22 protein-coding genes and 1 pseudogene are annotated in these 26452 nt (G+C 70.0%); 8 read left to right on the top strand and 15 right to left on the bottom strand.

All coding sequences use genetic code 11. The annotated features are described in order from the left end of the window. Nucleotides 1-86: 86 nt before the first annotated feature. Nucleotides 87-1547 (bottom strand): APC family permease, encoded by a 1461-nt coding sequence (locus CPH93_RS11855; RefSeq protein WP_096212784.1) that lies wholly within the window; start codon nt 1545-1547, stop codon nt 87-89. Nucleotides 1548-1630: 83 nt separating this feature from the next. Here CPH93_RS11855 and CPH93_RS11850 point away from each other — a divergent pair, with 83 nt between their 5' ends. Both CPH93_RS11850 and ppgK read left to right on the top strand, forming a co-directional pair. Next, nucleotides 1631-2662 carry a 4-hydroxy-3-methylbut-2-enyl diphosphate reductase gene (locus CPH93_RS11850; protein WP_093484939.1) on the top strand — a complete coding sequence of 344 codons (1032 nt, stop codon included), beginning with the start codon at nt 1631-1633 and terminating at the stop codon, nt 2660-2662. Between the two features lie 85 nt (nt 2663-2747). Beyond that, nucleotides 2748-3641, top strand: a complete 894-nt coding sequence (gene ppgK / locus CPH93_RS11845) for a polyphosphate--glucose phosphotransferase (protein WP_096212782.1) — start codon at nt 2748-2750, stop codon at nt 3639-3641. Between the two features lie 61 nt (nt 3642-3702). Here the strand turns inward: ppgK and CPH93_RS37415 are convergent. Further along, nucleotides 3703-4203 (bottom strand): annotated as a pseudogene (locus CPH93_RS37415) (DUF6542 domain-containing protein); the annotation flags it as partial. A 362-nt stretch (nt 4204-4565) separates the two neighbouring features. Between CPH93_RS37415 and ychF the strand changes: the two are divergent. Continuing rightward, nucleotides 4566-5654: a redox-regulated ATPase YchF gene (gene ychF / locus CPH93_RS11830; protein WP_093484941.1), complete on the top strand. Its 1089-nt coding sequence runs from the start codon at nt 4566-4568 to the stop codon at nt 5652-5654. Between the two features lie 291 nt (nt 5655-5945). Here ychF and CPH93_RS11825 read toward each other — a convergent pair whose 3' ends face one another. The 4 genes from CPH93_RS11825 to CPH93_RS11810 all read right to left on the bottom strand — a co-directional run bounded on the left by CPH93_RS11825 (nt 5946) and on the right by CPH93_RS11810 (nt 8989). Beyond that, on the bottom strand, nt 5946-6524 hold the full coding sequence (locus CPH93_RS11825) for an HAD domain-containing protein (RefSeq protein WP_096212779.1): 579 nt from the start codon (nt 6522-6524) through the stop codon (nt 5946-5948). A gap of 34 nt (nt 6525-6558) precedes the next feature. After that, the gene (locus CPH93_RS11820) at nt 6559-7251 is read right to left on the bottom strand and encodes a class I SAM-dependent methyltransferase (protein WP_096212778.1); all 693 of its coding nucleotides are present in this window, start codon (nt 7249-7251) and stop codon (nt 6559-6561) included. Between the two features lies 1 nt (nt 7252). Then, on the bottom strand, nt 7253-8164 hold the full coding sequence (locus CPH93_RS11815) for a phosphotransferase family protein (RefSeq protein WP_096212768.1): 912 nt from the start codon (nt 8162-8164) through the stop codon (nt 7253-7255). Nucleotides 8165-8239: 75 nt separating this feature from the next. Beyond that, nucleotides 8240-8989, bottom strand: a complete 750-nt coding sequence (locus tag CPH93_RS11810) for a hypothetical protein (RefSeq protein ID WP_096212766.1) — start codon at nt 8987-8989, stop codon at nt 8240-8242. Between the two features lie 223 nt (nt 8990-9212). Here CPH93_RS11810 and CPH93_RS11805 point away from each other — a divergent pair, with 223 nt between their 5' ends. Further along, nucleotides 9213-10568, top strand: a complete 1356-nt coding sequence (locus tag CPH93_RS11805; RefSeq protein WP_096215397.1) for a transcriptional regulator — start codon at nt 9213-9215, stop codon at nt 10566-10568. Nucleotide 10569: 1 nt separating this feature from the next. Then, entirely contained in the window at nt 10570-11100 is a 531-nt protein-coding gene (locus CPH93_RS11800) for an NUDIX domain-containing protein (protein WP_096212765.1), read from the top strand. Nucleotides 11101-11249: 149 nt separating this feature from the next. Here CPH93_RS11800 and CPH93_RS11795 read toward each other — a convergent pair whose 3' ends face one another. The 4 genes from CPH93_RS11795 to CPH93_RS11780 all read right to left on the bottom strand — a co-directional run bounded on the left by CPH93_RS11795 (nt 11250) and on the right by CPH93_RS11780 (nt 15681). After that, nucleotides 11250-11960 (bottom strand): PaeR7I family type II restriction endonuclease, encoded by a 711-nt coding sequence (locus CPH93_RS11795; protein ID WP_096212763.1) that lies wholly within the window; start codon nt 11958-11960, stop codon nt 11250-11252. After that, nucleotides 11957-13636, bottom strand: coding sequence for an Eco57I restriction-modification methylase domain-containing protein (locus CPH93_RS11790; protein ID WP_096212761.1), 1680 nt, complete (start codon nt 13634-13636; stop codon nt 11957-11959). Before CPH93_RS11790 ends, CPH93_RS11795 begins: the two co-directional genes overlap by 4 nt. Nucleotides 13637-13902: 266 nt before the next feature. Then, nucleotides 13903-14064 (bottom strand): CPCC family cysteine-rich protein, encoded by a 162-nt coding sequence (locus CPH93_RS11785; RefSeq protein ID WP_096212759.1) that lies wholly within the window; start codon nt 14062-14064, stop codon nt 13903-13905. 468 nt (nt 14065-14532) lie between these two features. Then, nucleotides 14533-15681 (bottom strand): Dyp-type peroxidase, encoded by a 1149-nt coding sequence (locus CPH93_RS11780; RefSeq protein ID WP_096215396.1) that lies wholly within the window; start codon nt 15679-15681, stop codon nt 14533-14535. Nucleotides 15682-15933: 252 nt separating this feature from the next. Between CPH93_RS11780 and CPH93_RS11775 the strand changes: the two genes are divergently transcribed. Then, complete coding sequence (locus CPH93_RS11775; RefSeq protein WP_096212758.1) at nt 15934-17145, top strand: right-handed parallel beta-helix repeat-containing protein; 1212 nt, start codon at nt 15934-15936, stop codon at nt 17143-17145. A 7-nt stretch (nt 17146-17152) separates the two neighbouring features. Here the strand turns inward: CPH93_RS11775 and CPH93_RS11770 are convergent, their stop codons facing one another. The 3 genes from CPH93_RS11770 to CPH93_RS11755 form a co-directional block, all read right to left on the bottom strand. Continuing rightward, the gene (locus CPH93_RS11770; protein WP_096212757.1) at nt 17153-17833 is read right to left on the bottom strand and encodes a hypothetical protein; all 681 of its coding nucleotides are present in this window, start codon (nt 17831-17833) and stop codon (nt 17153-17155) included. Nucleotides 17834-18135: 302 nt separating this feature from the next. Continuing rightward, nucleotides 18136-20598: an SdrD B-like domain-containing protein gene (locus CPH93_RS11760; protein ID WP_096215395.1), complete on the bottom strand. Its 2463-nt coding sequence runs from the start codon at nt 20596-20598 to the stop codon at nt 18136-18138. 644 nt (nt 20599-21242) lie between these two features. Next, on the bottom strand, nt 21243-22472 hold the full coding sequence (locus tag CPH93_RS11755; RefSeq protein WP_096212756.1) for an MFS transporter: 1230 nt from the start codon (nt 22470-22472) through the stop codon (nt 21243-21245). A gap of 267 nt (nt 22473-22739) precedes the next feature. Here CPH93_RS11755 and CPH93_RS11750 point away from each other — a divergent pair, with 267 nt between their 5' ends. Continuing rightward, a complete protein-coding gene (locus CPH93_RS11750; protein WP_096212755.1) occupies nt 22740-23429 on the top strand; it encodes a FadR/GntR family transcriptional regulator in 690 nt (229 codons plus the stop codon). A 51-nt stretch (nt 23430-23480) separates the two neighbouring features. On the opposite strand, the gene glpK is transcribed toward CPH93_RS11750, so the two are convergent. Together glpK and CPH93_RS11740 are read right to left on the bottom strand one after the other, a co-directional pair. Then, entirely contained in the window at nt 23481-24995 is a 1515-nt protein-coding gene (gene glpK / locus CPH93_RS11745) for a glycerol kinase GlpK (RefSeq protein WP_096212754.1), read from the bottom strand. Nucleotides 24996-25034: 39 nt separating this feature from the next. Next, complete coding sequence (locus CPH93_RS11740) at nt 25035-25802, bottom strand: IclR family transcriptional regulator (protein ID WP_093485002.1); 768 nt, start codon at nt 25800-25802, stop codon at nt 25035-25037. Between the two features lie 177 nt (nt 25803-25979). On the opposite strand from CPH93_RS11740, the gene CPH93_RS11735 reads away from it, so the two are divergent. Next, entirely contained in the window at nt 25980-26405 is a 426-nt protein-coding gene (locus CPH93_RS11735) for an ATP-binding protein (RefSeq protein WP_096212752.1), read from the top strand. The last annotated feature ends 47 nt before the right edge of the window (nt 26406-26452 follow it).

Raw genomic sequence — 26452 nt, 5'->3', positions numbered from 1 at the left:
GCGCGAGGCGTGGCCGGGCACGGAGCCGGCCGGCGGCCGCGTCATCGGGCCCGGCGGCAGCGCTGCGCACACCAGCCCGGCCACGCTCAGCCCTGATCCGCCCCGCCCCCCGCCCGCCCACGGCGCTGCACCGCCAGCACCACCAGCCCCACCACCAGCCAGCACCCGCCCACGACCTGCGCGGTCGCGGACGCCTTGGCGAGCACCGCGATCACCACCGCCAGGCCCAGCGACGGCACCACCACATGCCGCAGCACGCCCGGCACCCCGGCCCGTTCGCGGGCCCGGAACCGGAACCAGCTGATCACCGACGCGTGCAGCAGCGCGAACGCGGACAGCGCCCCCACGCTCACGACCGACGACAGCTCGGCGAGCCCGTCGTCCCGGCGTGCCGCCCCCACCGCCGCCACCAGCGTCACCAGGGCCGCACCCAGCAGCGCCCGGCGCGGCACCCCGCTGCCCGTGGCCACCTTCGCCATCGCCCCCGGCAGCCGCCGGTCCCGGGCCATCGCGAACAGCAGCCGGCCGGCCGCCGCCTGCCCCGCCAGCGCCGCGAACGCCGCACCGATCGCCTTGCTCACCGCCACCAGGTTGTGCAGCCCGGTGCCCAGCGCCGCATCGACCGTCGCGTAGAACGCATTGCCCTGCTCCGCCGGCCGGGCCGCCAGCTCCGCCGCGCTCATCGGCATCAGCAGCGCGGCCAGATACGTCTGCGCGGCGAACAGCACCCCGGCCACCACCAGACACGTGAGCACCGCCCGCGCCACCCGTTGTGGCCCGTCGCGCCCCCGGCCGCCCTCCTTTCCCGCCGACGGGCCCGCCGCCTCCTCCGCGAACGACGCGATCGCATCGAAGCCCAGATACGACAGCACCGCCACCGACACCGCGGACAGCACCGCAGCGGGCGCGAAGCCGCCCGCACCGGTCAGCGGCTCCGCCCAGCCCCGCCGCGCCCCGTGCGCCAGCAGCTCGACGAGGGCCGACGCCACGAACACCCCGAGCACCACGATCTCCATCGCCAGCACCGCGAAGCCGACCCGGGCCGCGGTCCGTACGCCCCACAGATTCAGCAGCGTCGTCACGACCACCGCCAGCGCCGTCCACACCCACGGGTGCACGGACGGCACCAGCGCATGCAACGCGATCCCGGAGAACAGGTACGCCACCGCCGGGACCAGTAGATAGTCCAGCAGCGCCAGCCACCCGGCGAGGAACCCGGCGCCCTCGCTCAGCCCCGCCCGGGCGTACGCATAGACCGACCCGGCCTGCGGGACGACCCGCACCATCTGGGCGTAGGAGTACGCGGTGCACGCCATCGCGGCGGTCGCGACGGCATAGACGGCGGTGACCGCGCCGTGCGAGGTGGCCTGCAGGGTGCCGAAGATCCCGACCGGCGCCATCGGGGCGATGAACAGCAGCCCGTAGACGATCAGATCCCGGAACGACAGCGTCCGCCGCAGTGCCCCCGGCGCGCCGTCGCACCCGCCGGCTTCTCGCGCGTCATGGCCCGCGGCCTCGCCCGCCCCGCCACCGTCCGTGCCCGGCATCGCGCCTCCTCGCTGCGTCCGCCCTCAGTCTGCGGCCACGGCGCGATCTTCCGGGGCGGTGGCACGCCTTTACGATGGGACGCATGACTTCCTCGCCCAGCCCGACGCCCGCCGCCAACCCGGGCGAAGACGCAGCGCGCCGCAGCGACGGCCGCAAGGTCCTGCTCGCCGCCCCCCGTGGCTACTGTGCGGGCGTGGACCGCGCCGTGATCGCCGTGGAGAAGGCCCTGGAGCAGTACGGCGCCCCCGTTTACGTACGCCACGAGATCGTGCACAACAAGTACGTCGTCAAGACCCTCGAAAAGAAGGGTGCGATCTTCGTCGAGGAGACCGAAGAGGTACCCGAGGGCAACATCGTCATCTTCTCCGCACACGGCGTGGCACCCGTCGTCCACGAAGAGGCCAAGCGCGGCAAGCTCGCCTCCATCGACGCCACCTGCCCGCTCGTCACCAAGGTCCACAAGGAAGCCGTCCGCTACGCCAAGGAGGACTACGACATCCTCCTGATCGGCCACGAAGGCCACGAAGAGGTCATCGGCACGAGCGGTGAGGCCCCCGAGCACATCACCCTCGTCGACGGCCCCGAGGACGTCGCCAACGTCGAGGTCCGCGACCCGGACCGGGTCGTCTGGCTCTCCCAGACCACCCTCTCGGTCGACGAGACCATGGAGACCGTGGACGCCCTCAAGGGCCGTTACCCCAACCTCCTCTCGCCGCCCAGCGACGACATCTGCTACGCCACCCAGAACCGGCAGACCGCGGTGAAGCAGATGGGCGCCGAGGCCGATCTCGTCATCGTCGTCGGCTCCAAGAACTCCTCGAACTCCGTGCGCCTGGTCGAGGTGGCACTGGGCGCGGGCGCCCGCGCCGCCCATCTGGTCGACTACGCCGAGGAGATCGACGAGGCCTGGCTGGAGGGCGTCGGCACGGTCGGGGTCACCTCCGGTGCCTCCGTCCCCGAGATCCTCGTCCACGGCGTCCTGGACTGGCTCGCCCAGCGCGGTTACGAGGACGTCTCGACCATCACCGCCGCCGAGGAGTCCATCGCCTTCTCGCTGCCCAAGGAGCTGCGCCGCGACCTGCGCGCCGAGGCGAAGGCCGCCACCGAGGACTGACCCCGCCCGTCCCCGCCGCGCTTCCGGGACCGGGTATCCGCCCATCCCGGGGGCGCGCCGCCCCGCTGACGCCTAGCCTTTTCCCATGAAGGTCTTCGGTGTGGACATCGGCGGATCGGGCATCAAAGGTGCCCCGGTGGATCTGGAGCGCGGCGATCTCGCCGACGAGCGCTACAAGGTACTGACCCCGCATCCGGCCACCCCGGATGCGGTCGCGGACGGCGTCAAACAGGTCGTGGACCACTTCGAGTGGTCGGGGCCGGTCGGCGCGACCTTCCCCGGCGTGGTCACCGAGGGGACGACCCGTACCGCGGCAAATGTCGACAAGGCCTGGATCGGCACCGACGCCGGCACGCTGCTGACCAGCAGGCTGGGCGGCGAGGCCGGCGGCAGCCCGGTCACCCTGCTCAATGACGCGGACGCCGCCGGCCTGGCCGAAATGCGCTACGGCGCGGGCCGCGGCCGGGCCGGCACCGTCATCGTGCTCACCCTCGGCACCGGCATCGGCAGCGCCGTCTTCACCGACGGCCGCCTCGTCCCCAACACCGAGCTCGGCCATCTGGAGCTGCACGGCCACGACGCCGAGAAGCGCGCCTCCACCAAGGCCAAGGAGGACGAGGCGCTGAGCTGGCAGCACTGGGCGCACCGGGTCCAGAAGTACCTCGCCCATGTGGAGATGCTCTTCTCGCCCGAGCTGTTCGTGATCGGCGGCGGGGTGAGCCGCAAGGCGGAGAAGTTCCTGCCGCTGATCGAGGGCATCAGGGCCGAGATCGTGCCGGCTCAGCTTCAGAACAACGCGGGGATTGTGGGGGCCGCGATGGCTGCGCACGCCGTTCGGGCTGGCGAGCCACCTGCCGCGGACGGTTCCCGGGCCGCGGGCGCCCCCGGTCCGCAGGCCGCGCCGTCGGCCGGCCCGGCTGCCCGGGCGGTGCGCTCTGCGGTCGATTCGCCGGTCGGCCGGCCCGACGACGGGCGATGATCAGCACCCGGCGGACCAGTGCGAGCAGCGCGCAGATCAGCGTGCCCGCATAGAGCCAGCCCGCGCTCAGCGCCAGGACGGTGAACAGGCCCATCAGCAGGCCGTCGAACCCGTCCCCGCCGCGCTGGATCGGCAGCGCGCCGAGCGTGAACGCGATCGGCAGCGTGACGGGCGCACAGACCAGGTCGTACGGCCTGACCCACACCGCCGCGGCGACGGCCACCAGCAGGTAGCAGACGCCGTACGCGCTCGGCGCGCCGCCCAGCAGCAACTGGTCCAGGAAGGCGAACACCAGCAGCGCCAGCGTTGCCAGGAGCCAGCAGCCGAGGCCGGTGAGCCGGGCCGCCGGCACCCGGCGCGGCCGGCCCGGCGGCGGGGCGGGCAGCCGCTGCGGCCGCGCCCGGTAGACGGTCGAGGATTCGGGCGGTAACGGGGCGGGGGCCGCGGCGACGGCCGCCCGGGTGGGTGCCCGCGCGGCCCCGGCCGGTGCGGGACCACGCGCCGCGGCATGGACGGCCGCCGGCGCGGAGGCGGGCACGGACGTGAACCCGGAGGCCCGCATCGCGGAGAGAAAGGCGTCGTCGGGGTCGGGTGCCACGGCCTCCGCGGGGCGCGGGAGCCGGGCGTCGGGGCCCGCGGGCGGGTAGGCGGACCGCGGCGGACTGTCCTGGTGCGTGCGCGCTTCGTGTTGCTCCACCCGGCCACGGTAGGCCGCTAAGTGGGATTAACCGGTTACGGGACACGCGCTTTGGCCGAGCTTGGGCCGAGTTCGCTCCCCGTGGGGGCACAGCGGGGGCGCGGCCGGTCCCGGTGGCGGCGGCGCGCCGTCGCCCGCCCCGTAGACTGGTGGATCGGCCGTCCAGGGTTCCGTCCCGGAGCGGCTGCCCACCCCACCACCTCCCCTTCGGAAGTCGAGTCGCCACCGTGTCGCTCACGATCGGAATCGTCGGTCTGCCGAATGTCGGCAAGTCGACCATGTTCAACGCCCTGACCAAGAACGACGTGCTGGCGGCCAACTACCCGTTCGCCACCATCGAGCCGAACGTCGGTGTCGTCGGCGTACCCGACCCGCGCCTGGCCACGCTGGCCGAGATCTTCTCCTCCCAGAAGATCCTCCCGGCCACGGTCGACTTCGTCGACATCGCGGGCATCGTCCGCGGCGCCTCCGAGGGCGAGGGCCTGGGCAACAAGTTCCTCGCGAACATCCGCGAGTCCGACGCGATCTGCCAGGTCATCCGCGCCTTCAAGGACGAGAACGTCGTGCACGTCGACGGCAAGGTCTCGCCCAAGGACGACATCGAGACGATCAACACCGAGCTGATCCTCGCCGACCTCCAGACGATCGAGAAGGTCCTGCCGCGCCTCCAGAAGGAGTCGCGCATCAAGAAGGACGTGGCGGCGAAGGTCAAGGCGGTCGAGGCGGCCAAGGAGATCCTGGAGAAGGGCGACACCCTCTTCTCCGCGGGCATCGCCCAGGGCTCCGGCAAGGAGGAGCTCCTCCACGACCTCCACCTCCTCACCACCAAGCCCTTCCTCTACGTCTTCAACGTCGACGAGGACGAGCTGACCGACGAGGACTTCAAGAACGAGCAGCGCGCCCTGGTCGCCCCCGCCGAGGCGATCTTCCTCAACGCCAAGCTGGAGGCCGACCTCGCCGAGCTCGACGAGGACGAGGCCCTGGAGCTCCTGCAGTCCGTCGGCCAGGACGAGCCCGGCCTCGCCACCCTCGCCCACGTCGGCTTCAACACCCTCGGCCTGCAGACCTACCTGACGGCCGGCCCCAAGGAAACCCGCGCCTGGACCATCAAGAAGGGCGCCACCGCCCCCGAGGCTGCCGGTGTCATCCACACCGACTTCCAAAAGGGCTTCATCAAGGCCGAGGTCATCTCCTTCGCCGACCTCGTGGAAACCGGCTCGGTGACCGAGGCCCGCGCGGCCGGCAAGGCCCGCATGGAGGGCAAGGAGTATGTGATGCAGGACGGGGATGTGGTGGAGTTCCGGTTCAACGTCTGAGACGTCCGGCGAATGGCCGTCTGACCTGCGGCGGAGCGGGTGGGGCGGCCTTTGCTGTCCGCGCAGAGTCCGCAGCGCGCTGGATGAGTCCGGCACGCGGGGGAGCGGCTACGCCGCTTCGTCGCCCTGTGACTGGGCATCGGCGGACTGGTCCGCGTACGCCCGACGCACCACCAGCGGCGCCTCGTCCGCGGCTGCCACGTTGCACCCTCCGGCCACGTCACCAATGGCCATGAGGCCCGAAGAACGCGGTCGGCACCGCTGACCCGGCCAGATACCCCCAGGTTCGCGTCAGGCTGCTTCGGTTTGGTTCGGAGAAGCGTGTGCAGCAGTCCCCGCAGTGAGCAGCCGCCCTGCCCACTTCCGGGCCTCGGCCAGGTGCTCTGCTTGGAGCCCGGTACGGGGGTCAGGTTGGATCAGGAGGGTCGCCGCGCCGCGGGCCGTGCGCTCTGCGGCCCAGGTGTGGTCGAGGCCGGTGAAGTCGTCGTCGATCCAGACAGCGGGGGCATCGTCCAGCCAGGCGTCGACGTGGTCGCGTTTCCACAGGTAGCCGTTGGGGTGGCTGGTGGTGATCTGCGGATGCGGCAGGTCGACGTGCGGCAGAGGCGGGAGGTCGAGAAGCGGTCCGATCAGGGTGGTGGCGTCCTGGCGCCAGCTGGTGCACCAGACGGGGGTGACCAGGCCGATACGGATCACGTCCATGAGCATGGGGCCGTGGGCGGGGTCGAGCCAGACGGTGACCGGGTTGTCGGCGCTCCAGCCAGTAGGAACGAGGTCGTGGCGGGCGTGGGTGGCCGGGGTCGAGCCGTCTGCGTCGGGGAAGGGGATGAGGACGCCGTCGATATCGAGGAGCAGGTAGGGCGGGCGCATGGGTTCCTCCAGGGGAAGCCGGGGCGAATGGCTGTCAGAGCCTGCGAGCGCGGATCAGCAAGGTGGTGGGCCAGTGGCCCATGCGGGGGTCGTGGAACTCCTGGGACGCGGTGAGCCAGAAGCCCGCCCGGCTGAGGTGCTTATCCCAGTAGTCGGTGGCGAACTCCCAGCGAGCGATGGGGAGCCGGGTTCGGTCAGGGAGGGTGAGGTGGTCGCGGCGGGGCCGGTCGTCGGCGGCGGGGCTTCGGCCGCCGCGTTGCGGGTGGGGGACGGAGAAGGCGAGTACCCGGCCGGGCTTGAGGCGCTGGGCGATGGCCGGGAGAAGGAGTTCGGGGGCGACGAGCCCGACGGCGCCGAAGACGGAGTAGATCGCGTCGAATTGCTCGTCGGAGGCGTGCAGGTAGTGCAGGGCATGGCCGGCGACGAAGGTGAGGTTGTTCAGCCGTCCGTAGTGGGAGCGGGCGCGGCGCACCTGGAGGCCGACCAAGTCGACGCCGGTGACGTGGGCGCCGTGGCGGGTGGCGAGGTGGGCAGCGTTGTGACCGGGACCGCAGCCGAGTTCGAGGAGTCGCTTGCCGTGCAGGTCGGGGCCGAGGGGCTCGGCGCCGGGCCCCTGTCCGGGTCTCGTGGTCCACTCCATCCGGGCGGGTACGGCGAGGGGTTCGGCGAGTCCGGCGGCGGTGCGCTGAAGGGCGTGGGCGTGCCACGGGGAAGCCTGGGCGAGCACGTCAGATCTCAAAGAGGTGGAGGACGTCGCTGAGGTGGCGGCGGACGGCCTTGATGTAGGCGGGGTCGGTTGTCGGGTCGTCGATCCAGCGGATGGCCTGCTCCATGAACCACTCGACGGCCCACATGCGATGCCAGCCCAGGGCCCAGTTCTCGGCGGTGAGCCCGCCGCGCGGGGTGAGGGCGTCGGGGGTGCCGCCGGCGCTGACGTACTGCTCCAGGAAGACGCGTAGGCGCACGGGGTGCGGGGGCTCGATGGTGCCGTGCCAGCTGGCGAGGTCGAGCAGGCCGGGGCCGGTGAAGGCGCGGGCGAAGTCGAGCAGTCGCCACCCGTGCTTGCCGATGTGGAGGCTGGTGGGGTGGAACTCGGAGTGCACCCAGCCGAAGGGCTCCATTGTTGCTCCGGCCGAGCGGGCCTCGGCGGCCTGGGCGATCCGGTCGAGCGTGTCCTCGACGTCGTCGGCGTCCTGCCACCGGTTGGCCTTTCGTAGCCGTCCGAGGTGCTCCAGGGCCCGGACCGGCAGCGTGCGCAGCCGCTCCTGGTCCAGGACGGGCAAGGGAGGAGCCGTACGGGTGCCGTGCAGGACCACGGCTGCGGCGACGCCGTCCAGGTCGTCGGCCTCGCGGACGGACGGCCCGAGGTCCTCCATGAGCATGCCGAGCCAGCCGTCCAGAACGGCGGAGGTGTGGACCTGGGGGACGGGTACCCCGAGAGTGCGGGCCAGGCGGAGGGCCTGATCCTCGCTGTCGAACGGCTTCTTGGCGTACTTGAAGACGGCCGTGGAGCCGTCGGGGAAGGCCACACGCTCGACTCCGGACATGGACCACACACGCACCTCCTCCCGTACAGCGGTGGCCTGACCGGTCACGGTGAGCAGGTTGTCGAGGAGTTCGGCGCTGGGGTTCGGGCTCATTGGGGGCTCCGGTCGGTTGGAGGCATCCGGGGCGGGCAAGGGGGCTGGCCCGCCCCGGAGCCTGCTCGTGTGGGGCTATGCGGCGGGGTTCACGCCGTGGGCGTAGACTTGCTCGATCCAGCCCGCCTTGAACGCGGCGAGGTCGTCACGGAAGTTCGCCATCGAGGCGCCGTAGGGAGCGACGACACCACCGGTCTGGTCCGGCACGGACTGGCAGCCGTGCACGAGCCGGCCACCGAGCGCGGCGTGAGCCTTGATGGACTCGATCCGGCGGTGCTCGTTGAACCAGCCGCCGTGGTAGACCTCGTCGAGCATCCCGCCCATTTCGTCGTCCAGGTCGAAGACGACGGAGGTGGCGGCGGGGAAGAACCAGCACGGGCCGACGTTGGAGATGTGCCCGTCCAGCTCGACCTTGTTGAGCGCCATGAGCGTGGCCGCCTCGCGGAGCATCCGCAGGTGGTCGGCCGTGATCTGCGGGAGTCCGAGGCCGGCGAGGTGCTCGTCGCGGAAGAGGTAGGCGTACACCTCGTACGCGGTGGCCAGAACACAGGCGGCGTCAGAGGTGGACTCGCCGTGGTTCTTGATGAAGTCGAGTGCCAGTTGCTCGACCGTGCTCTCGGTCGTCTCGTCCACTTCCAGGAGCTGGGACTTGACCAGCTCCCAGTCGGCGACGAGCCACGTGTTCGACTCGAAGCGGAAGAAGTACTCGGCCGGGTCGATCGTGATGCGTCGGCCGTCGACCTGGATGCCGGGCAGGCGGCTCCAGCGCGGGTCGAACGCCTCGGGCAGCTCGACCGTGATGGCCTTGGTGTCGATGGTGGGCACCGTGTCTCCGTCTCTGATCGTCCGGGACGGGCACAGGAATGCCCGAACCCGGTGTGGGCGTACGGAACTTCGGGGAGCCGCCCGGACCAAGGGGGAGCCCTGGATCACGGTCGCGCCGTTCCGGGCGGCTGCTGATAAGTGAACCGGTGGTCACGCTCAGTGGGTACGGTGGAAGGCAGTTGAAGCGGTATACGCGGTTTACAGCTCCGGAGTGGAGGCGATCGTGGCGGCGCAGAGAGCCCCCAACTTCCGTCTGCGCGACGGCATCGACGCGGTCGACTGCACCTACGAGGCCCTCGCCAGAGATGTGCGGCGCATCGCCGCCGAGAACGGCGAAATCCTCCAGACCAACAAGTCGGCCATCTCGCACTGGGTGAACGACACCCGTTCTCCTTCGGGCCGGGTAGGCCAATACCTTGCCGAAGCACTGTCCCGCCGAGCCGGACGCACGATCACCCGGACCGAGATCGGCCTCCAGACCAGCGGGGCCGAAGAGCCGGCGGAATCGGACCCCGTCCACGCTGTCACCGACCTGGGCCGGGCCGACGTCGAGCGCCGACGTTTCCTCACCATCGCGGCCTTCACCACCGCTGGCGTAGCCATGCCGCTCGGCTACGACCACGAGGCCGCCGCCCGCATGCTCCGTGCCCGCACCGGCACGTCCGTGGTCGGCGCGGAGGACGTAGACGTCGTACGCCAGATCACCGCGGCCTTCAGTGCCGCCGACGAGCGCCTCGGCGGCGGGCACGGCCTGACCACCGTCACCGCGTACCTCGCCGACACCGCCGCCCCGATGCTCCGCGGACGCTTCCCCTCGGAGCCGTTACGCCGCGCCGCCTTCGGCGCCGTCGCCGAACTCGCCTACCTCGCCGGGTGGAAGCACCACGACCTGGGCCACGAAGGCGCGGCCCAGCGCTACTACCAAGTCGGCTACCAGCTCGCCTGCGAAGCCGACCCCCACGGTCACGCGGCCTGGATGATGCGCGCCCTGGCCCACCAGGCCCTGAGCCTCAAGCTGCCCCACCACTGCGTCGACCTCGTCGAAGGCGCCCTGCGACGCGGCCTCGGCCACATCGACGGCCAGACCGAGGCCCTCCTCCACATCACTCACGCCCGCGCATACGCCGCGACTGACGAGAACCCGTCGGCCGCACGTGCTCTCCTGGCCGCCGAAGATGCCCTCCTACGGGACGACGGCTCCCAGCCCAGCTACTCCCGTGTCAGCGGTCCCGCCGCCGGCACCGTGGCCAGCCACACCGCCCGCACCCTGACCGACCTCGCCGACCACATCGGCACCGAACAGCAGCACCGCGACGCCCTCACCCGCTGGGACCCGGACCATTACAAGCGCGTCCACGCCCTCACCCACGCCGACCTCGGCGACAGCCTCGCCGCCCAGGCCCGAGCTGACGAAGCGGTTGCCGCCTGGGCGCAAGCCTTGGTCCTCATGGAGGGTATGACCTCCGACCGCACCCGCAAAGCGATCATCTCGATCCGCTCCACCCTCGCGGTCTATCAGCGCCGCCGCGTCCCCGGCGCCGCTGATCTCGCCCGCCGCGCCCGCGAGGCCCTCGCCTAACATGCCCAACAACCCGCCCGACGAAGGGAACACCGTGGCCCAGCAGACCAACGACCAGCCGAAGACCCTGAAGCCGGCGCTCGAATCGATGACCCTGCTGGTCGCCGCCGTCATCGTCCACGACACGGCCACCAACCGCGTTGTCCTCCTCCAGCGCAGTGAGAACGCCAAGTTCGCCCAGGGCATGTGGGACCTCCCTGTCGGCAAGAGCGAACCGGGCGAGCCGATCACCGAGACGGCCGTACGCGAGCTCTACGAGGAGACCGGCCTCACGGTGAAGGCCGAGTCCCTCACGGTCGCCCACATCATCCACGGAGCCTGGGGCGTCGAGGCGCCCAACGGCTTCCTTACGGTGGTCTTCGCCGCCCACGAATGGAGCGGCGAACCGGAGAACCGCGAACCGCGCAAGCACTCCCAGGTCCGCTGGGTCGATGCCGACCTCATCCCCGACGCCTTTGTCGACACAACTGCCAGTGCTCTCCACCACTATCTGAGCGGCAGTTCGCAAGTGTCGCTTGATGGGTGGCGTTAGCTTCCAATCCCTGCTGAGCCTCCACCGCTCGCGGGGGTTCTGCGCTTTTAGTCGCACGAGGGTGTCGCTGCACTGGAGCCGTCACGGGACCAGCCCACCCCGTAGTCGGACCGAAGCTTCACGCTTCCTAGACCAGCAGACAGCCGTGATTACGCGAGCCCCTTGATGTACTCGACACGGCCCGCGATGGCGGCCGTCAGGTTCTTCGTCGACACTTCGTCCAACGGCTCCGAATGGATGCCCTGCCCCTTCTTGGTCGAGATCAGGCACGCGGCGTCGTAGAGCCGCTCCTTCACGAGCCTGTCAAAAAGGATTGTGTAACGGTCGGTGTACGAGGTGTCGTGGAAACGCTGATCCACCGGGTAGATGGGGGTGCCCCGGTCGTTCACGGGCCCCGTCGAGTCTTTTGCTCGCTCCAGCACCATGACGAACCCGAGCCATGGCCGGACACGGCCGAGGTGGCCGGCCTCGTACGCACGCCACAGGTCCACGGCGTTGCCTATGGCCTCTTCTGTCCGGTTGTTGAAGTTGTTGCCGAACGAGCCGGACTGGGACTTGCACTCGATGGCCGCGACGAGCGAGTCACCGAAAGTGACGACGATATCCCAGTTCTTCGCGCGTCGGTACCAGCCGGGCAGCGTGAGCAGACCGGTGGAGCGGACCTCCGCACCGAGCTGCTTGAGCGGTTCGAACTGGGCGGCGACTAGCTCCTGGAGCGGATCGAGGTGCTTGCCGCCGGTGGTGGACCCGCGTGTGCCGGCGTCAATCTTCCCGGACTCGATCTGCTTCTGGGTCTGGAGGTCGCGCCCGCTCCAGAAGGCACGGACCGCGGCATCGTAGTCGTCAAAGGTCGGAGTCATGCCACGACACCCTGCCGCAACGGAGCGGAGGAGAGATCGTATTTGGTCAGATCGATCCCGTAGGCATCCGCGGCAGCGGCCGTGGCCGCGTCGACGTCCCTCTCGGCGAAGGCAGTGCGAAGCCGTCGCGCCACGTCCTCGGCGATCGCGTCGGGAGCAGGGACGCGGATCTTCTTGAGGTACTGCGCTTGGAAGCGCAGCGTGCCGCCTCTCATGCGGACGCAGTACGCCTCGATGAACGCCTGCGCCACCCGGGACAACAACAATCCACCGAGCACCTCCATGTCCCAGGCGTCGGAGACGACGTAGTAGAGGTTGTGGTGCGGGTAGTACCCTCCGGGTTCGAGGACGGGGTGAATGTGCGCCTTCATGTCCTGCAGCAGTAGCTTCGGCCTGTCGATCAGGTCGGAATGGACCTTGTCGATGGTGCGGTGCCAGCGATCGGGGGTCTTCTTCGCGACGAAGCGCCTCTTCACGTTCGGGTGCTGAGCCAGGTGCGCTGACAAGCGAGGGTAGTCGTCGAGGTTGACCAAAGATCCGTCCGCAGCCCACGGGTTCACCAGGTAGTTCCCCTGCCAGAGGAACCTGCCCGTCGCCAGGTCGCGCTGCATGGCCAGCGGCAGCAGCCGGTCGGCCTCAATCGCGTTCGCATCCTTGGTGACGTATGCATGGTCGGCACCGGTGGCGATTCCGATGGACACCTTCGTGCCGGTGTCAGGATCGTGCAGCGGGCCGAACCGGTCGGTGAGGTGCTCGATGAGAGCCAGCCGCGCAGGGGACCCGGTTGGCCACAGCTCGCCGCCGGGGAACCAGTGCGGGAGCCGGTGCGCCTGCACCCCGGCATCGGTGAATTCGGTCAGCGTGTCGTCGGTCGACCACTTCGCCAGCGCTTGGGCTGCAGTCTCCCCGAACTCTGCGGAGGTGTCGGCGACGACGGCAGAGCCTTGGGGACGGTTGGCCAGCACGGTGATTGCCGGGTATGCAGAGACTTCGGACTCGAAGGCGTCGACGTCGTGCATGCTCCACACGTGCTCAACGGCGTAGCGCTTGGCGACCAGGCCGCGCAGCTCCGCCCCGTACTGGTTCCGCATCCAGCGATCGGCGCAGATGAAACCGACCCGTCCGCCCTGCTTGAGCATCGCCAGGCTGCGCTCGATGAAGCCGACGTAGATGTCGCCGCGCCCCTTCATGGAGGACCAAGTGGAGCGATAAGCCGCGGCGGTGTCCTCGTCGAGGTCGTCGTAGCGGATGTACGGAGGGTTACCGATCGCGACATCGACGGGCCGTTCTTCCACGCTGGCCAGCAGGAAGTCGGCCTGTCGAACCCACATGCTCGCAATCGTTCCGGCTTGCGAGGCCGACACGCCAGCAGAAGTGAGGAGCTCACAACAGTGCTGCCGCGCGGTGTCCACATGCTCCTGCTGAAGGTCGTACGCGCGAACGGCGTCACTGAGCGTGGCGAGGTCACGACCGTGCTTCTGTGCCGAGGCGATCAACCGCTCGACCGCTGGCCTGAGGAAAGCACCGGACCCGCACGACGGCTCAAGGAGATGCAGCGCGCCAAGATCGCGGTCGCTTGTGTATCCGGTGAGATCAAGCAGCGCATCAACGACCCAACGGCGAGTGAATACCTCTCCGTAGTTGGTTGTCACAGGCGAGGGTTCGGTCAAGGTCACTCCCTCACTCTACGGGCCCGCCCATAGCGCCCTGGCCGTTGAGGTTGCCGGCGTCACGGCACTGCCGGCTCTTGCGGAACCATGACGACCGCGCGCTGTGGCGGCGTCCTCCAAGGCCGCCCGACGAGCCGAATGACAGCACTCCGGCGATCATGGTGGTCGCGGGGGTTCGGCCGAATCTACCCGTCGAACAGAGGCGTCATATGGCCAGCGCCACAACGAGAGGCACGACGAGACCCGCACCGAGCGAGAGCATCTTGTGGTGGTCACTGTCTGTCGTGCTGGTCGCAGGCCACGGTGTACTGGTAGCTGCGTTGGGCCTCGATTAGGGAAACCTTGTTCGCGCCGCCGGTGATGGTCGCCCAGCGGAACTGGACCCCGTCGTCCTCCCAGAAGCAGACGGGGCAGATCTCGTACGAGCCGGGCATCGCGCGATCTCGTACGAGCCGGGCATCGCGCCCAGCAAGCGGTGCCCGCAGCACGGGCAGGAGGAGGAGTCGCTCACCCGTGCAGTTTCGTTGCAGGCTCCGCCGGGGTGCCATGGGTTTCTCTGCCTCCGGCGTAGCCGGGCAGTCCGCAGCCAGTCCGCAGGACACCCATAAACCGCCGTCGGGAGCCAACGCGCCAACCAGGAAATCCCAAGTCAGAGCCCTGGACGAAGCTCCGCCGCAGGTCAGGGACAGCCCGCAGACGTTCCGGTTCAACGTCTGACCAGTGACTTGGCAGCACGTCGCTGATCTGGCAAATATGCAGGTCAACAGAGGTCCATCTCTTCGGAGGTGGGCCCCTTTCCCGTGCCCGTGCTGCCCTTGACTGAACGGGCCGTGGGCTCGGCCGGCTTGCCGCAGCCGGCAGCGGACCAGGTGGGAGAGGCCGGTAATCCGGCTTCGACCTGTTCAGCGGAACATCCTGGCGCCCAGCGGGTGCTGCTGGTCGAAGCCGGGGAGGATGAGGAAGGTTGCGCTGGCGGTGGTGGTGGTGAAGCGCAGCAGTGCGTCGGAAGCGTCCATACGGGCAAGGGTGTGGGTGAAGGTGCGCAGGTCGTTCTGGAAGCTGATGAAGAGCAGGCCGAGGGGCTCGTCGGTGCTGTAGGAGCGGCGGAGCATGTGGCCGACGCCGACCACGGTGGGGTTGGCCCGGCGGACGTGGGCGTCGGCCGGGATGAGGTAGCGCCCGTCCGGTGTTTTGGCGCCGAGGTCCGGGTCCCAGGCTGCGGTCCCGCCGGAGAGGGGCGCGCCGGTGGCTCTGCGCCGGCCGAAGACCGCCTCCTGGTCGGCGACGGAGAGTGCGGCGAACCGCGGCAGGTCGAGTTCCATGCGCCGTACTACGGCGATCGTGCCGCCGGCGACGGGAGCCGGGCCGGCCAGCCACAGATGGCGTCGGTGTTCGGCCGCCGTGTGCGGGCCCACGATGCCGTCGATGAAACCGAGCAGGTTCCGTGGCGCGGAGATGTCCTTGTCCACGGGGATGTTCGGACCGCGGCGTCCGGACTGCCGCCAGCGTTCACGTATCCGGTGGCCGGCCTGCTCCAGAAGCGCGGCGGCGACGACCGGTAACAGCAAGGGGTCGCTGGCGCAGATCTGTATCAACAGGTCCCCGCCGCGTGCCTGCGGGGCGATCTGCTCGCGGGAGAACCGGGGGAGGTCTGCCGCGCCGGGCAGGGAGGGATCGGCCCTGCGCACCAGCGGTGGGCCCACCCCGATCGTCACGGTGAGATCGCCCGGCGGCAGGCCCAGCAGTCGTGGATCGGTCCCCGCGGTGAGAGTGTGAACGGCTCGGCCGAGTTCGGCCAGCAGCGGGCCGACGGCCACGGCGTCGCCGAGGTCGGCCACCACCGCCAGGAGGTTCGGCTGGGCCGGTTGCGGGAGCGTGATGCCTGCCTGATGGCGGCCGGTTGGCGAGACCTGTGGAGTCGACGCGGGGGAACGGTGCCGGCTCGGCTTCGGTGCAGGCGATTCGCATCCGGTGGTGAGCCCGGTGGCCGCCACGGCCCCGGTGGCTCCGATGAACGCGCGGCGGGATGGACGGGAGTCAGCTCGGCTCACGGTGTGGAGAATGCCATAGCTCTTCCGTCGGCGGGCGAGTTCGTCGAATGCCAAATCCGTTCTGGCGAAGGTGAGTTGGTTCGCCTCCGTGCAGGCATGACCTCATGCCAGGATGCGGCCATGCCTCGTCTCCGTCGTCGCGTGATGGTCGCGTTACTGAGCACACTGACATGCGTACTGGTGGGCTGCGGGCCCGGCGAGGACGGGTCGAGCCACGGCCGGCGACCACCCGGGGCGCACGTGACGATCAGAGTGCCGGCGGATGCCCCGACGATCTCGGATGCGGTGTCGCTCGCTCACCCTGGTGACCTGGTGTTGGTCGCATCGGGCGGGTACCACGAGTCGGTGAAGGTCTCCACGCCTCGGGTCACTCTTCGTGGCGAGTCCCGGGACAAGGTCGTCATCGACGGGCGGTTGCAGCAACCGAACGGCATCGTCGTGTCCGCGCCCGGGGTGGCGGTGGAGAACCTGACCGTGCAGAACAACACGCAGAACGGGGTCCTGGTCACCGGTTCGGCGAAAGCGGCCGCCGGGCTACCGGGGCGTTCGGGGGGCTACGACACCGGCCAAGAGCCTGTCACCTTCCTGAAGTCGTTCCTGGTCTCCCACGTGACCGCGACCCGCAACGGTCTGTACGGCATCTACGCGTTCTCCGCGCAGAACGGGGTCATCGAGCATTCGTATACCTCGGGCGGGGCCGACTCGGGGATCTACGTCGGGCAGTGCAAGCCCTGCCACATCGTGGTGCGGGACAACATCGCCGAACTCAACGCGATCGGTTACGAAGGCACCAACGCCAGTGGCGACATGTACGTGGTCGGCAACCGCCTGGTCGGCAACCGGGTCGGTCTGACCACCAACTCCGACCACCAGGAGAAGCTGCTCCCGCAGCAGGGCGCCGTCATCGCGGGCAATCTGATCGCCGCCAACCAGCAGAAGGCCACCCCGGAGCAGGCCGACGGCGGGTGGGGCACCGGCATCGGCATCGACGGCGGCAGCGACAACCGGTTCCTTCGCAACCGCGTCGCCGACAACCGCAACGCCGGGCTGGTGATCAGCGCAACCGCCGACCTACCTCCGGTCGGCAACCAGATCGTGGACAACACGTTCACCGGCAACGGCGTCGACGTCGGCTGGACGTTCCCCACCGCCACGCGCGGACGGGGCAACTGCCTGCGTGGCAACGCTCTGCGGACCACGGTGCCCGCCCGGCTCGCGACAACCGTGTCCTGCCCGCTTCCGGCCCGGTCGCCCTCGCCGGCCGGCAGCTGGGCGATGCCGACGGCGCCCGGTGGCATCCCGTTCACCGAGGTCGCGGCGCCGGGGCCACAGCCGCAGTTCCCCCACGCCACCACTACGGGCGCCACCGCTGTCCCGGCCGTTCCGGCCCTGCCGAAGACGGCAGGCATCCCGCTGCCGTCAGCGTCCCTGCTCGCCGCGAACGCGCGGGTGCAGACGTCCTGAACAGCGGCTACCGGGCCGGGGTGACTCCGGGTACCGGCTTGACCGGAACGTACTTCTGGGTGTCGAAATCGATGACCACCGGCTGCGACTCGGAACCCACACTGAGGCGGACCCGGTACATGGTGGCGTCCGAGCCGACCCAGTAGCGCACGTTGCCCGCCGTACCGGGGTGGTCGCGGGAGGACGGCCCGGTCATGACCTCCACCCGATGTCCGTCCACCTCGTCCCGTCCCCACCAGGCGGCGCCGTTCTGCGGCAGCAGTTCGGCGTTGTCCGGCCGGTCGATGCCGAGCCTGAGCGCGATGGCCAGCGAACTGTCCAGCGCGCTGCCGGACGACTGCAGCGGACGGCTGTACCAGGCCGAGCGGGGCGGCGACGCGGGTGTGTGAGCCGGGGCGTTCCTCATGGGGTGAACGAACACCGCGGTGGCGCTCCACTCGATCAGCCCGTCGCTGGAGGTGTCGCGCCCGGTGCCGTGCACCACGCCGTAACCGAGCTTGCCTTGGTAGTCGACGGACCCGGTGACGATCAGCCCACCGGCGGCGCCCGGCACAGTGATCCTCACCGCGCGGCCGTGCGCCTCGTAGTTGCGGAACCGTGTGAGCGCCAGCCGGTTCGCCTCCTCCGACGTCAGTGCGCGCGGACCGCTGGAACCGGAACCGCCGCCGGCGACCAGGAACGCGGCCACCGCGACGGCCGCTGTGCCGATGACGGCTGCCGCCCGGCGTGGCCGCAGCCATCGGCGCCGGCCGGCCGCACGGCCCGGTGGAGCTTGCCGGTTTCTCCCGCTCCGCACGCGGCGCGACGCTGACATTCTTCCGATTCACCCTCTCGACCACCACACTGCTCGGCCGCCGTGCGGTCGCGGCGACACTCGGCAGTCCGGTGACGGACGACGCCAGGGCCGGCCCTCGTGGACCGGCCGGGACGTGATCTGCCCGACCGCGCCCTCCGGGCCGCGGGCAGGCAGATCACTGTTGTGCGGTTCGATCAGTGTTTCCGGGCGCGACGCTTCCGGCTCATGAACGTGATGACCAGGCCCGCACCCACCAGCAGGCCGACCAGGGCGATCATCTCCGGCAGTCCGGACGTGCCGGTGTGCGCCAGTGAACCCGTGCTCCCACCGGCCGGCGCCGGGTTGGCAGGCGGCGCGGGTGGTGACGGCGGCCTGGCGTCCGGCGGCGTAGCGGCCGGCGGTGAGGTCGGGCTCGGCGTCGGGCTCGGGCTCCCCGTCGGCGTCGGGCTCGTGCTCGCCGTCGGGGTCGCCGTCGGTGTCGGGGTCGGCGTTGCCTTGGGGATGTACACCCCGGCGTCGATCGTGTGATCGACCCCGCCCGGCTTGGCCGGCGCCGTGACAGGCGCGTAGCCGTTGCACAACTGCCCGGTGTCCGGCGGGGTCACATTGGAGTCATGCGCACGGGTGGCACCGGCGCGCGGGAGCGTGAACCGCAGCTCGCTCGCCGGGGGTTGGTCGGGCACCTTGCCGGTGTCCGCGGTACACACGTCGAACTGCACCGTGTACTTCGCACCCGGCGTGAGCTCGTACGCGGCGCCGACACCACCGAAGTAGTACTCGCCGGCGGCATCGGTCCTGGTCGTGGCGACCTGCTTGCCGCCCGCGTCCAGCAGGTTGACCGTGGCTCCCGGCAGCAGCACGTCCGCCGGGTCCTGGATCCCGTTGTGGTCGCCGTCGAACCACACGAGGTTACCGATCTGGACCGGCGCGTTCGCCGCGGCGTACGCGATGTCACCGAGCCCGCCGGCCTTGCCGAACCCGCCTTGGACCCCGCTGACGAACTGGAACCCGTTGGCGGTCGGGTTGTTGCCCGGGCCCTGACCGGTCGTGATGTCGTGGTACCCGGTCCCTGAGGTTGCGACGTTGACGACCGGGTCGAACTCCGTACTGACGACCCACTGCTGCTGCGGGATATAGGCCACCGACCCCAGCGCGGTCTCCTGGTGCGCGTTGGCGAAAAAGTCGCCCGGGAAGTATTCGACGACATCGGCGGCCTGGCCGCCACTGTTCGCGGGGGTGGCGTGGTGGGGGCAGCTCCCCGTGCCTTCCCACTGGTATTCACCGGTGGGAGTGGCGCACACCATGGTGATGTCACCACCGGACATTCCGCTTTCCGCCGTGCCGTTCCCCGGCCGGGGGTCCAGCCCTCCCCAACTGAGCACGTCCATGAACCGGTCGCGGAAACCCAGGATCATCGAGCCGTCGCGGGCGAAGGCGAGGGAGGCCAACTCCGGCTGCGGATCGATGAATACGCCGCCCGACTTCCGGTCGTCCCACGTGTCCAGGCTGGTGTTCCACGGGTTCCAGTGGGTGGCCTTGTCGCCGGAACCGAAGACGCTGCCGCGCTTGTCGGTGAGCGAGTGGGTCAGCACCGTGCTGAACCGCTTGCCGTCGTAGGTGTAGACGACGGCTTTCAGGTCCGCGCGCTGCTGCGTGCTCTCCGCGTTGCACACGCCGCCGACGTACAGCGTGTTGTTGTGGGTGGCGAGCCCGAACGGCCGCCAGTCGCCGGGGCTCGCGCACCCCGGGTCCGGGATCCGCACCGTCGCCTCGGGCGCCGAAGCCGTGGCCCCTGTCGCGTCGAAGCTCACCAGGCTGCGGGTCAGCAGGTTCACCGCGTACAGCGTGGAGCCGTCCTCCGACAGAGTCAGGCCACCGATGCTCTCCTTGCCCGGTGCGTCGGTGAACCCGGGATCCTTGATCACGTTGGCGGTGTCGTGCGGCGTCACCGCAGCGCCCGGCACCTGCGCGAACAGCTCCGGCGCACCCGAGCCGCTGACCGGCACCGTATAGATCGCGCCCTCGCCCTTCGGCCCGTACGGGGCGTACCGCCGGGCGAACGCGCTCTGGAACAGCCGGCTCCGGTGTTTGTCGTACGCCAACCCGAATGTCGTGCCCACCTGGGCCTGCGTGGCCAGCGTGGTCGGGCACGACACATCGGCAGGACATGTGCCGCGGACCTTCGTCCCGAACGCCACCAATGCGCGGGTGTCGGTTCCGTTGGCGCCATTGTGGACCGGCACGAAATACCGCGAGTCCGGGAGCGTGTAGTCGGCCGGATCCCACACCCCCGTCACCACCGAGGCGTTCTTTCCGTCCGACACCTCCACGAACGACGTGAAGCTGTCGAAGTGGTTCTCCGCCGTCGACGCGGGCGCCGCCCGCAGATAGCCGTTGTACGGTGCCGGGACGCTGACGTCGACGCGGTATCGGCCGCCGCTCAGCACGGTCGACCCCGACACCACGACCTTTCCCGTGGCATCCGTGACGCCGGTGACTTCGTGCCCGGCGGGGTCGGAGATCTCCACCTTCATGCCCCGCTGTGGGACGTCCATCGTCGCGTTGAGCACGCCGGTGCCGAAGAAATCGCGCAGCACCTCAACCGTCAGCGTGCCGTCGGCGGTCGAAGCGGCGGCCGGTCCGGCCGTCACTCCCACGGCACCGCCTGCCAGCAATAGAACGGATAACCCCACGCGCGCCAGCGGCTCCACGAGCCACCAGCCCGACCGGCGAGATCCTCTGCCGACTCGGTTCATGGCATCACACTCCACACTTCTCTTGTCCGGAAAACGAAGCACCCGCTTCTCGCTGCACGTCAACTTCGTGGCCCCGGACGCAAACGCCGGCGCGAGCGCCACGAAAAAGAAAAAGGCCCACGCTGTTGCGTGGACCTCTTTGTGGTGATCGCTTGAGGATATTCCGGGCGAGCGGTAAGCATCGCAGGCCAGGAAAAACGAACGCACGTTCAGAGTCTCGGGCAAGCCGACCTTGGGCTGTGTGTTCTTGCAACTCCATCACGATGCCCTCGCCCCCCACCGCCGACCGCCATCGCGAGCAGCGCGCGATATTCTATCCGCAGAATTCTCGCCGTCACCCCCAGAACCCTGAAATCCATCGGGATCCGCGATAGTCCCCAAGTGCCCGGAGAATGGTTTCCGGAAGAATGTGCGACAGCGACATGATGGCTGGATCCGGTGCCGTTGGGTGTGGCTTCGTTTACTTACAGCCTGCGTACTGGGGGGAATTTCTGACGTAGGAGCTGTCGAGGTACGGGCCCCGTGGGCCCGGACATTGCCATGCCCTACCGCGCCTCGTGCGGATGCGCCGCTTCGACCAGCGCCGGCGAGGGCGCGTCAGGCACCTTCCGGGTGCGGTCGGGAAGCCGGATGGCCATGACGACAGGAACGACGAAGACCGCGAGCAGCGCGTAGAAGACGGCGGGCAGGCCGCTCGTATCGGCGAGTCCGCCGAAGGCGGGGGAGCACAGGCCGCCCGCTGCCATCGCCAGTCCCAGGGACAACCCGCTGGCCGTACCGGGACGATTCGGCAAGTAGTCCTGAGCAAGGGTGACTTGGGCGGCGAACGGCAGGAACATCGCCATGCCGAACACCGCCGCACTCAGTACCAGGACCGGGAACGCCGGGGCCCACGCGATGCCGAACAGGGCCGGAAGCGCCACGAGGTAGCCGACCCGCACCGAGGTCATCCGGCCGTACCGGTCACCCACCCAGCCGCCCAGCAACGTACCGACCGCCCCGGCCGCGGTGTACGTGCTGAGAACGGCGGCGCCCGCCGCAGTGGACTGGTCCAGATCGCGCTGCGCGTGCAGCGACACCATCGACGTCACCGTGACGTACGGAATGGACCATCCGACGATGACGGCCACAAGGCGGGCGAAGGACCGCCAGTCATCCGCCCGTTCGGTAGCGCCCGTCCCGGCCTTGGTCGATACGCCGGTGACCAACGGGGCCGCCGCCGTGTGCCCCCGCGACCGCATCCAGGGCCCCTTGAGGAACCACAGGATGGCCATGACCAGGGCAGGGATCGCCAGCAGATAGCTTCCGGCGAACCCCGCCGCTCCGATGACGAGGGTGACCAGCGTCGGAGCGAGGGCGCCGCCGAGCGTTCCGCCGACCGAGAAGACGCTCATCGCCTTCTGCGAGGATCCGCCGGCGGCACGGGCCTGACTGGTCGCCGGCGGGTGGAAGGCCGCGATGCCGACCCCTGCCAGCGCGACGCACCACCAGGTGACCACGTAGTTCACGGACAGCCCGGCCGCCATCACGCCTAAGGCCGCGGTACCGAACCCGGTCGGCACCAGCCAGGACCGTGGCCTGCGGTCGGCGAGCGCACCGAACAGGGGCTGGAACAGGCTGGATATGCCGCTCGCCGCGAACGCCAGCCCGGAGACCGCCGCGTAGCTGTAGTGCCGCTGGGACATCAGGAACGGCAGCATCGCGGGGATCGCGCCCTGGTAGAGGTCGTTGACCATGTGCGTACCGGCCAGAAAGCCGAGTTGACCCTTTTTCATGCTGAAACGTCTGCCTCTTTCTCCGCGGTGTGGCCCAGGACCTCAACTACTCAGGTCCTCAGAGGAGTTTCACCCTAGCGACGACCAAGGGGCAAGCGAAATCCTTACGTGGCCAGCGGGTTGGGCATCGGCCGGAACCAGCAGGGGGGTGCGCCGGCTTCCGGTGGAGCGTCCCCAACTTCCTTGAAGGGGACCTGCCGCAGTGTGCTGCCGAGTACACTCAGCACGCCCCAAAAAACATCAGACGACCTGAGAGGTGACAGCGGGATGCCGCTCGGTGCCCTCCGCCCCAGCCCCCTGGTCGAACAGGCCACCCAGCAGCTACGCGAGCAGATCACCGAGGGGCAGTGGCCGGTCGGGACCAAGCTCCCCGCCGAAACCGCCCTGGCCAAGACGCTCGGCGTGGGCCGCTCCACCGTGCGCGAAGCCTTGCGTGCCCTGGCCGGTGCCGGCCTGCTGCAGGCGCGCCAGGGTGCCGGGGTCTTCGTGATCGCCACCGAGCCCGCGGAGGACTGGACCACGCGGCTGCGCCGCGCCGCCGTCACCGATATCTACGAGGTGCGCATGCTGATCGAGGTGCAAGCCGCGCGCCTGGCCGCACTGCGCCGCACCAAGGTTGATCTCACCGCCATGCGGACGGCTCTGGACGGCCGCCGCGCCGCGGCCGCCAGCGATGACGCGGCCTTCGTCGACGCGGACATCGCCCTGCATGCGGCAGTCGTCGGCGCCGCCCACAACCCGGTTCTCGCCGACCTCTTCGTCGAATTCACCCCGGCGCTGCGGAAGGGGCTGATCGATATGCTCGACATCCTCGGTCTGCGGACGCACGAGCCCAATCACGCGGACGAAGCCCATGAGGCCCTGGTACGGGCCATCGAGCGCGGTGACGCCGATACCGCCAGCAGCATCCTTCAGACCGAGCTGGAACAGACCCTCGCACGCCTTCACCGCCTCTGAATCACGACGGCGGCCCGCGGGCTCCGTCTGCGCCGACACGTACCTGACGCCTCAGCTTGGGTCCGGTGGCCGGATCCAGCCCAGCGAACGTTCGACCGCCCGCTTCCAGTTCTCGTACTCCGACTGCCGCCGCTCGGGGTCCATGTCCGGCAGCCACTGGGCGGCCCGGTGCCAGTTGCGGCGCAGGACCTCCAGGTCGGGCCAGTAGCCGGCGGCGAGGCCGGCGGCGTAGGCGGCGCCCAGGGAGACCGTCTCGACGGCCATGGGGCGCACCACGGGCACATCGAGCACGTCGGCCAGGAACTGCATGAGCAGGTTGTCGGACGTCATGCCGCCGTCCACCTTGAGCACCTTCAGGGCGAGCGAGGAGTCGGCGTTCATGGCGTCGACCACCTCCCGGGTCTGCCAGCCGGTGGCCTCCAGTACGGCGCGGGCCAGGTGCTCCTTGGTGATGTACGAGGTGAGGCCGACGATGACCCCGCGGGCGTCGCTGCGCCAATGCGGTGCGTACAGGCCGGAGAACGCCGGGACGATGTAGCAGCCGCCGTTGTCCTCGACGGCGCGCGCGAGCGTCTCGATCTCGGGGGCGGTGCTGATCAGCCCCAGCCGGTCGCGGAACCACTGGACCAGCGCGCCGGTGACGGCGATCGGGCCTTCGAGCGCGTAGACCGCGGGCTGGTCCGCGATCTTGTAGGCGACGGTGGTGAGCAGTCCGTGCCGGGACCGTACGAGCTCGGTGCCGGTGTTGAGCAGCAGGAAACTGCCGGTTCCGTAGGTGCACTTCGCCTCGCCGCGGGCGAAGCAGGTCTGTCCGAACAGCGCCGCCTGCTGGTCACCGAGTGCCGCGGTGATACGGACGCCCGGCAGGACGGAACGGGCGGTTCCGTAGGTCTCGGCCGAGGAGTGGATCTCCGGGAGCATCGGGCGGGGGACCCCGAAGAAGTCCAGCAGCTCCTCGTCCCAGTCGAGGGTGCCGATGTTCATGAGCATGGTGCGGCTGGCGTTGGTCACGTCGGTGAGGTGCCGGCCGCCGGCCGGCCCGCCGGTGAGGTTCCAGATCAGCCAGCTCTCCATCGTGCCGAACAGCACCTCGCCGTCCTCGGCGCGCTGCCGCAGCCCGTCGACATGGTCGAACAGCCAGCGGATCCGGGGGGCGGAGAAGTACGTGGAGGGGGACAGGCCGCAGCGCCGGACGAAGAACTCGTCCCCGGGCCGGCTGCCGAGCTCCTCGACCAGCGGCGCCGTACGGGTGTCCTGCCAGACGATCGCCCTGCCCACCGGGGTGCCCGTACGCCGGTCCCACAGCACGGTCGTCTCGCGCTGGTTGGCGATCCCGATGGCGGCGACCTCCTCGGGGCGGATGTCGGCATCGGAGAGCGCGTGCGGCACCACGCGCTGCAGGGTGTGCCAGATCTCGACGGCGTCGTGCTCGACCCACCCGGGCCGGGGGAAGTGCTGCTGGTGCTCCCGCTGGGCGACCGACACCAGCCGCCCCTGGTGGTCGAACAGGATGCATCGGGTGGAGGTGGTGCCCTGATCGATGGACATCACATACCGCTCAACCATGATCAGCCTTCCGTTGCGGGTGCACGAGGGCGGCGGGGCTCACCAACGGGCGGCTCCCAGATCCCGGGAGATCGCCCGGGCGGCGTGGCGGACCTGGGTGACCAGGGCCGGCTGCGGGACCCCTTTGGCGTCGCAGATCCGCTCGACTGTGCCGGAGGCGCCGATGGCGCCCACCACGAGGCCGCCGTGGCCCCGGATCGGCGCGGCGACGCCGGCCTCGCCCGTGATCATCTCTTGTACTTCGACGGCCCACCCGAGCTCTCGGACCTCGGTGAGCGCCCGGGCCAGGCGCTCCGGAGTGATCAGGGTGTGCCGGGTGTACGCCTCCAGCCCGGCCTCCACGGCCGGCTCCAGGGGCACGCTCCCGAAGGCCAGCAGCACCTTGCCGAGCGAGGAGGCGTGCAGCGGCAGCAGTGCGCCCACGTCCAGGGTCTGGAGGGTGTCGTCGGGGCGGAAGACGTGGTGGACGATGAGCACCTTGCCCTCCAGGGGGGCGCCCAGGCGGACCGCCTCCCCACTGCGGGCGGCGAGGGCGTCGGCCCAGTTGATGGAGCGCGACCGCAGCTCGTTCACGTCGAGGTAGCTGGTGCCCAGGTGCAGCAGCGCGGCCCCGAGCTGGTACTTCCCGGTCGCCGGGTCCTGCTCGACGAAGTCGATGTTCTGCAGGGTGCGCAGAATGCCGTGGGTGGTGCCCTTCGCCAGTCCGAGCGACCCGGCCACCTCACCCAGCCCGAGCCGACGGGGCCCGCTGGCGAGCAGACGCAGAATCGCCGCCGCCCGTTCGATCGACTGGACCGGGCCGGCCATGCGGCAATTTTAGTCCCGCCGTGGTCCCGCGGTCGGCATCAGCGGGAAGAGATGGCCCTCCACAGCAGGCGTTCGGTAATGCCGACCGCTGTTCATTGACCGCCCCCATCGTCCGCCATAGCGTCCTTCTCAAGCCCGGCCCCCAGCCGACTGGGGGCCTGCCTCCGAGGAGGAGACATGACGGCACAGCTTGACGCGGTGGTTCGGGAGGCGGCCGAACATGTCTGTCCGCTGCCCCACATCCCCGAGGCCGTCTCGGTCGTACGCCGGCGGATGCGTACGGTCCTGGCCGACTGGAACCTGGCCCCGGACCTCGCCGAGGACGCGCTCCTCGTGATCTCGGAGCTGATCACCAACGCGGTCGTCCACGCCCTGCCGCCGGCAGCGCTGCGACTGTCCCGGGCCGGGACCGACGGACGCCACACCCTGCGCGTCGAGGTCACCGACGCGGGCCCTGCGGCGCACGGGCGGCCGGCCGTCGAGCCCTGCGAGGCGGACGAGCACGGCCGCGGCATCGGCATCGTCACCGCCCTGTCGGCCGAGTGCGGCACGCAGGTCCACGCGGGCGGGACCACACGGTGGGCGGAACTCCTCGCGGTGTGAACCGGTAAGCCTTCACCGGGTGCGGCCCGCCCCTTCTGCGTGCGCGT

Source organism: Streptomyces sp. 2323.1 (assembly GCF_900221035.1).
Classification (GTDB): domain Bacteria; phylum Actinomycetota; class Actinomycetes; order Streptomycetales; family Streptomycetaceae; genus Streptomyces; species Streptomyces sioyaensis.
Note: the sequence above shows the minus strand (reverse complement) of the source record. Positions and strands in the feature narration are given on the sequence as shown.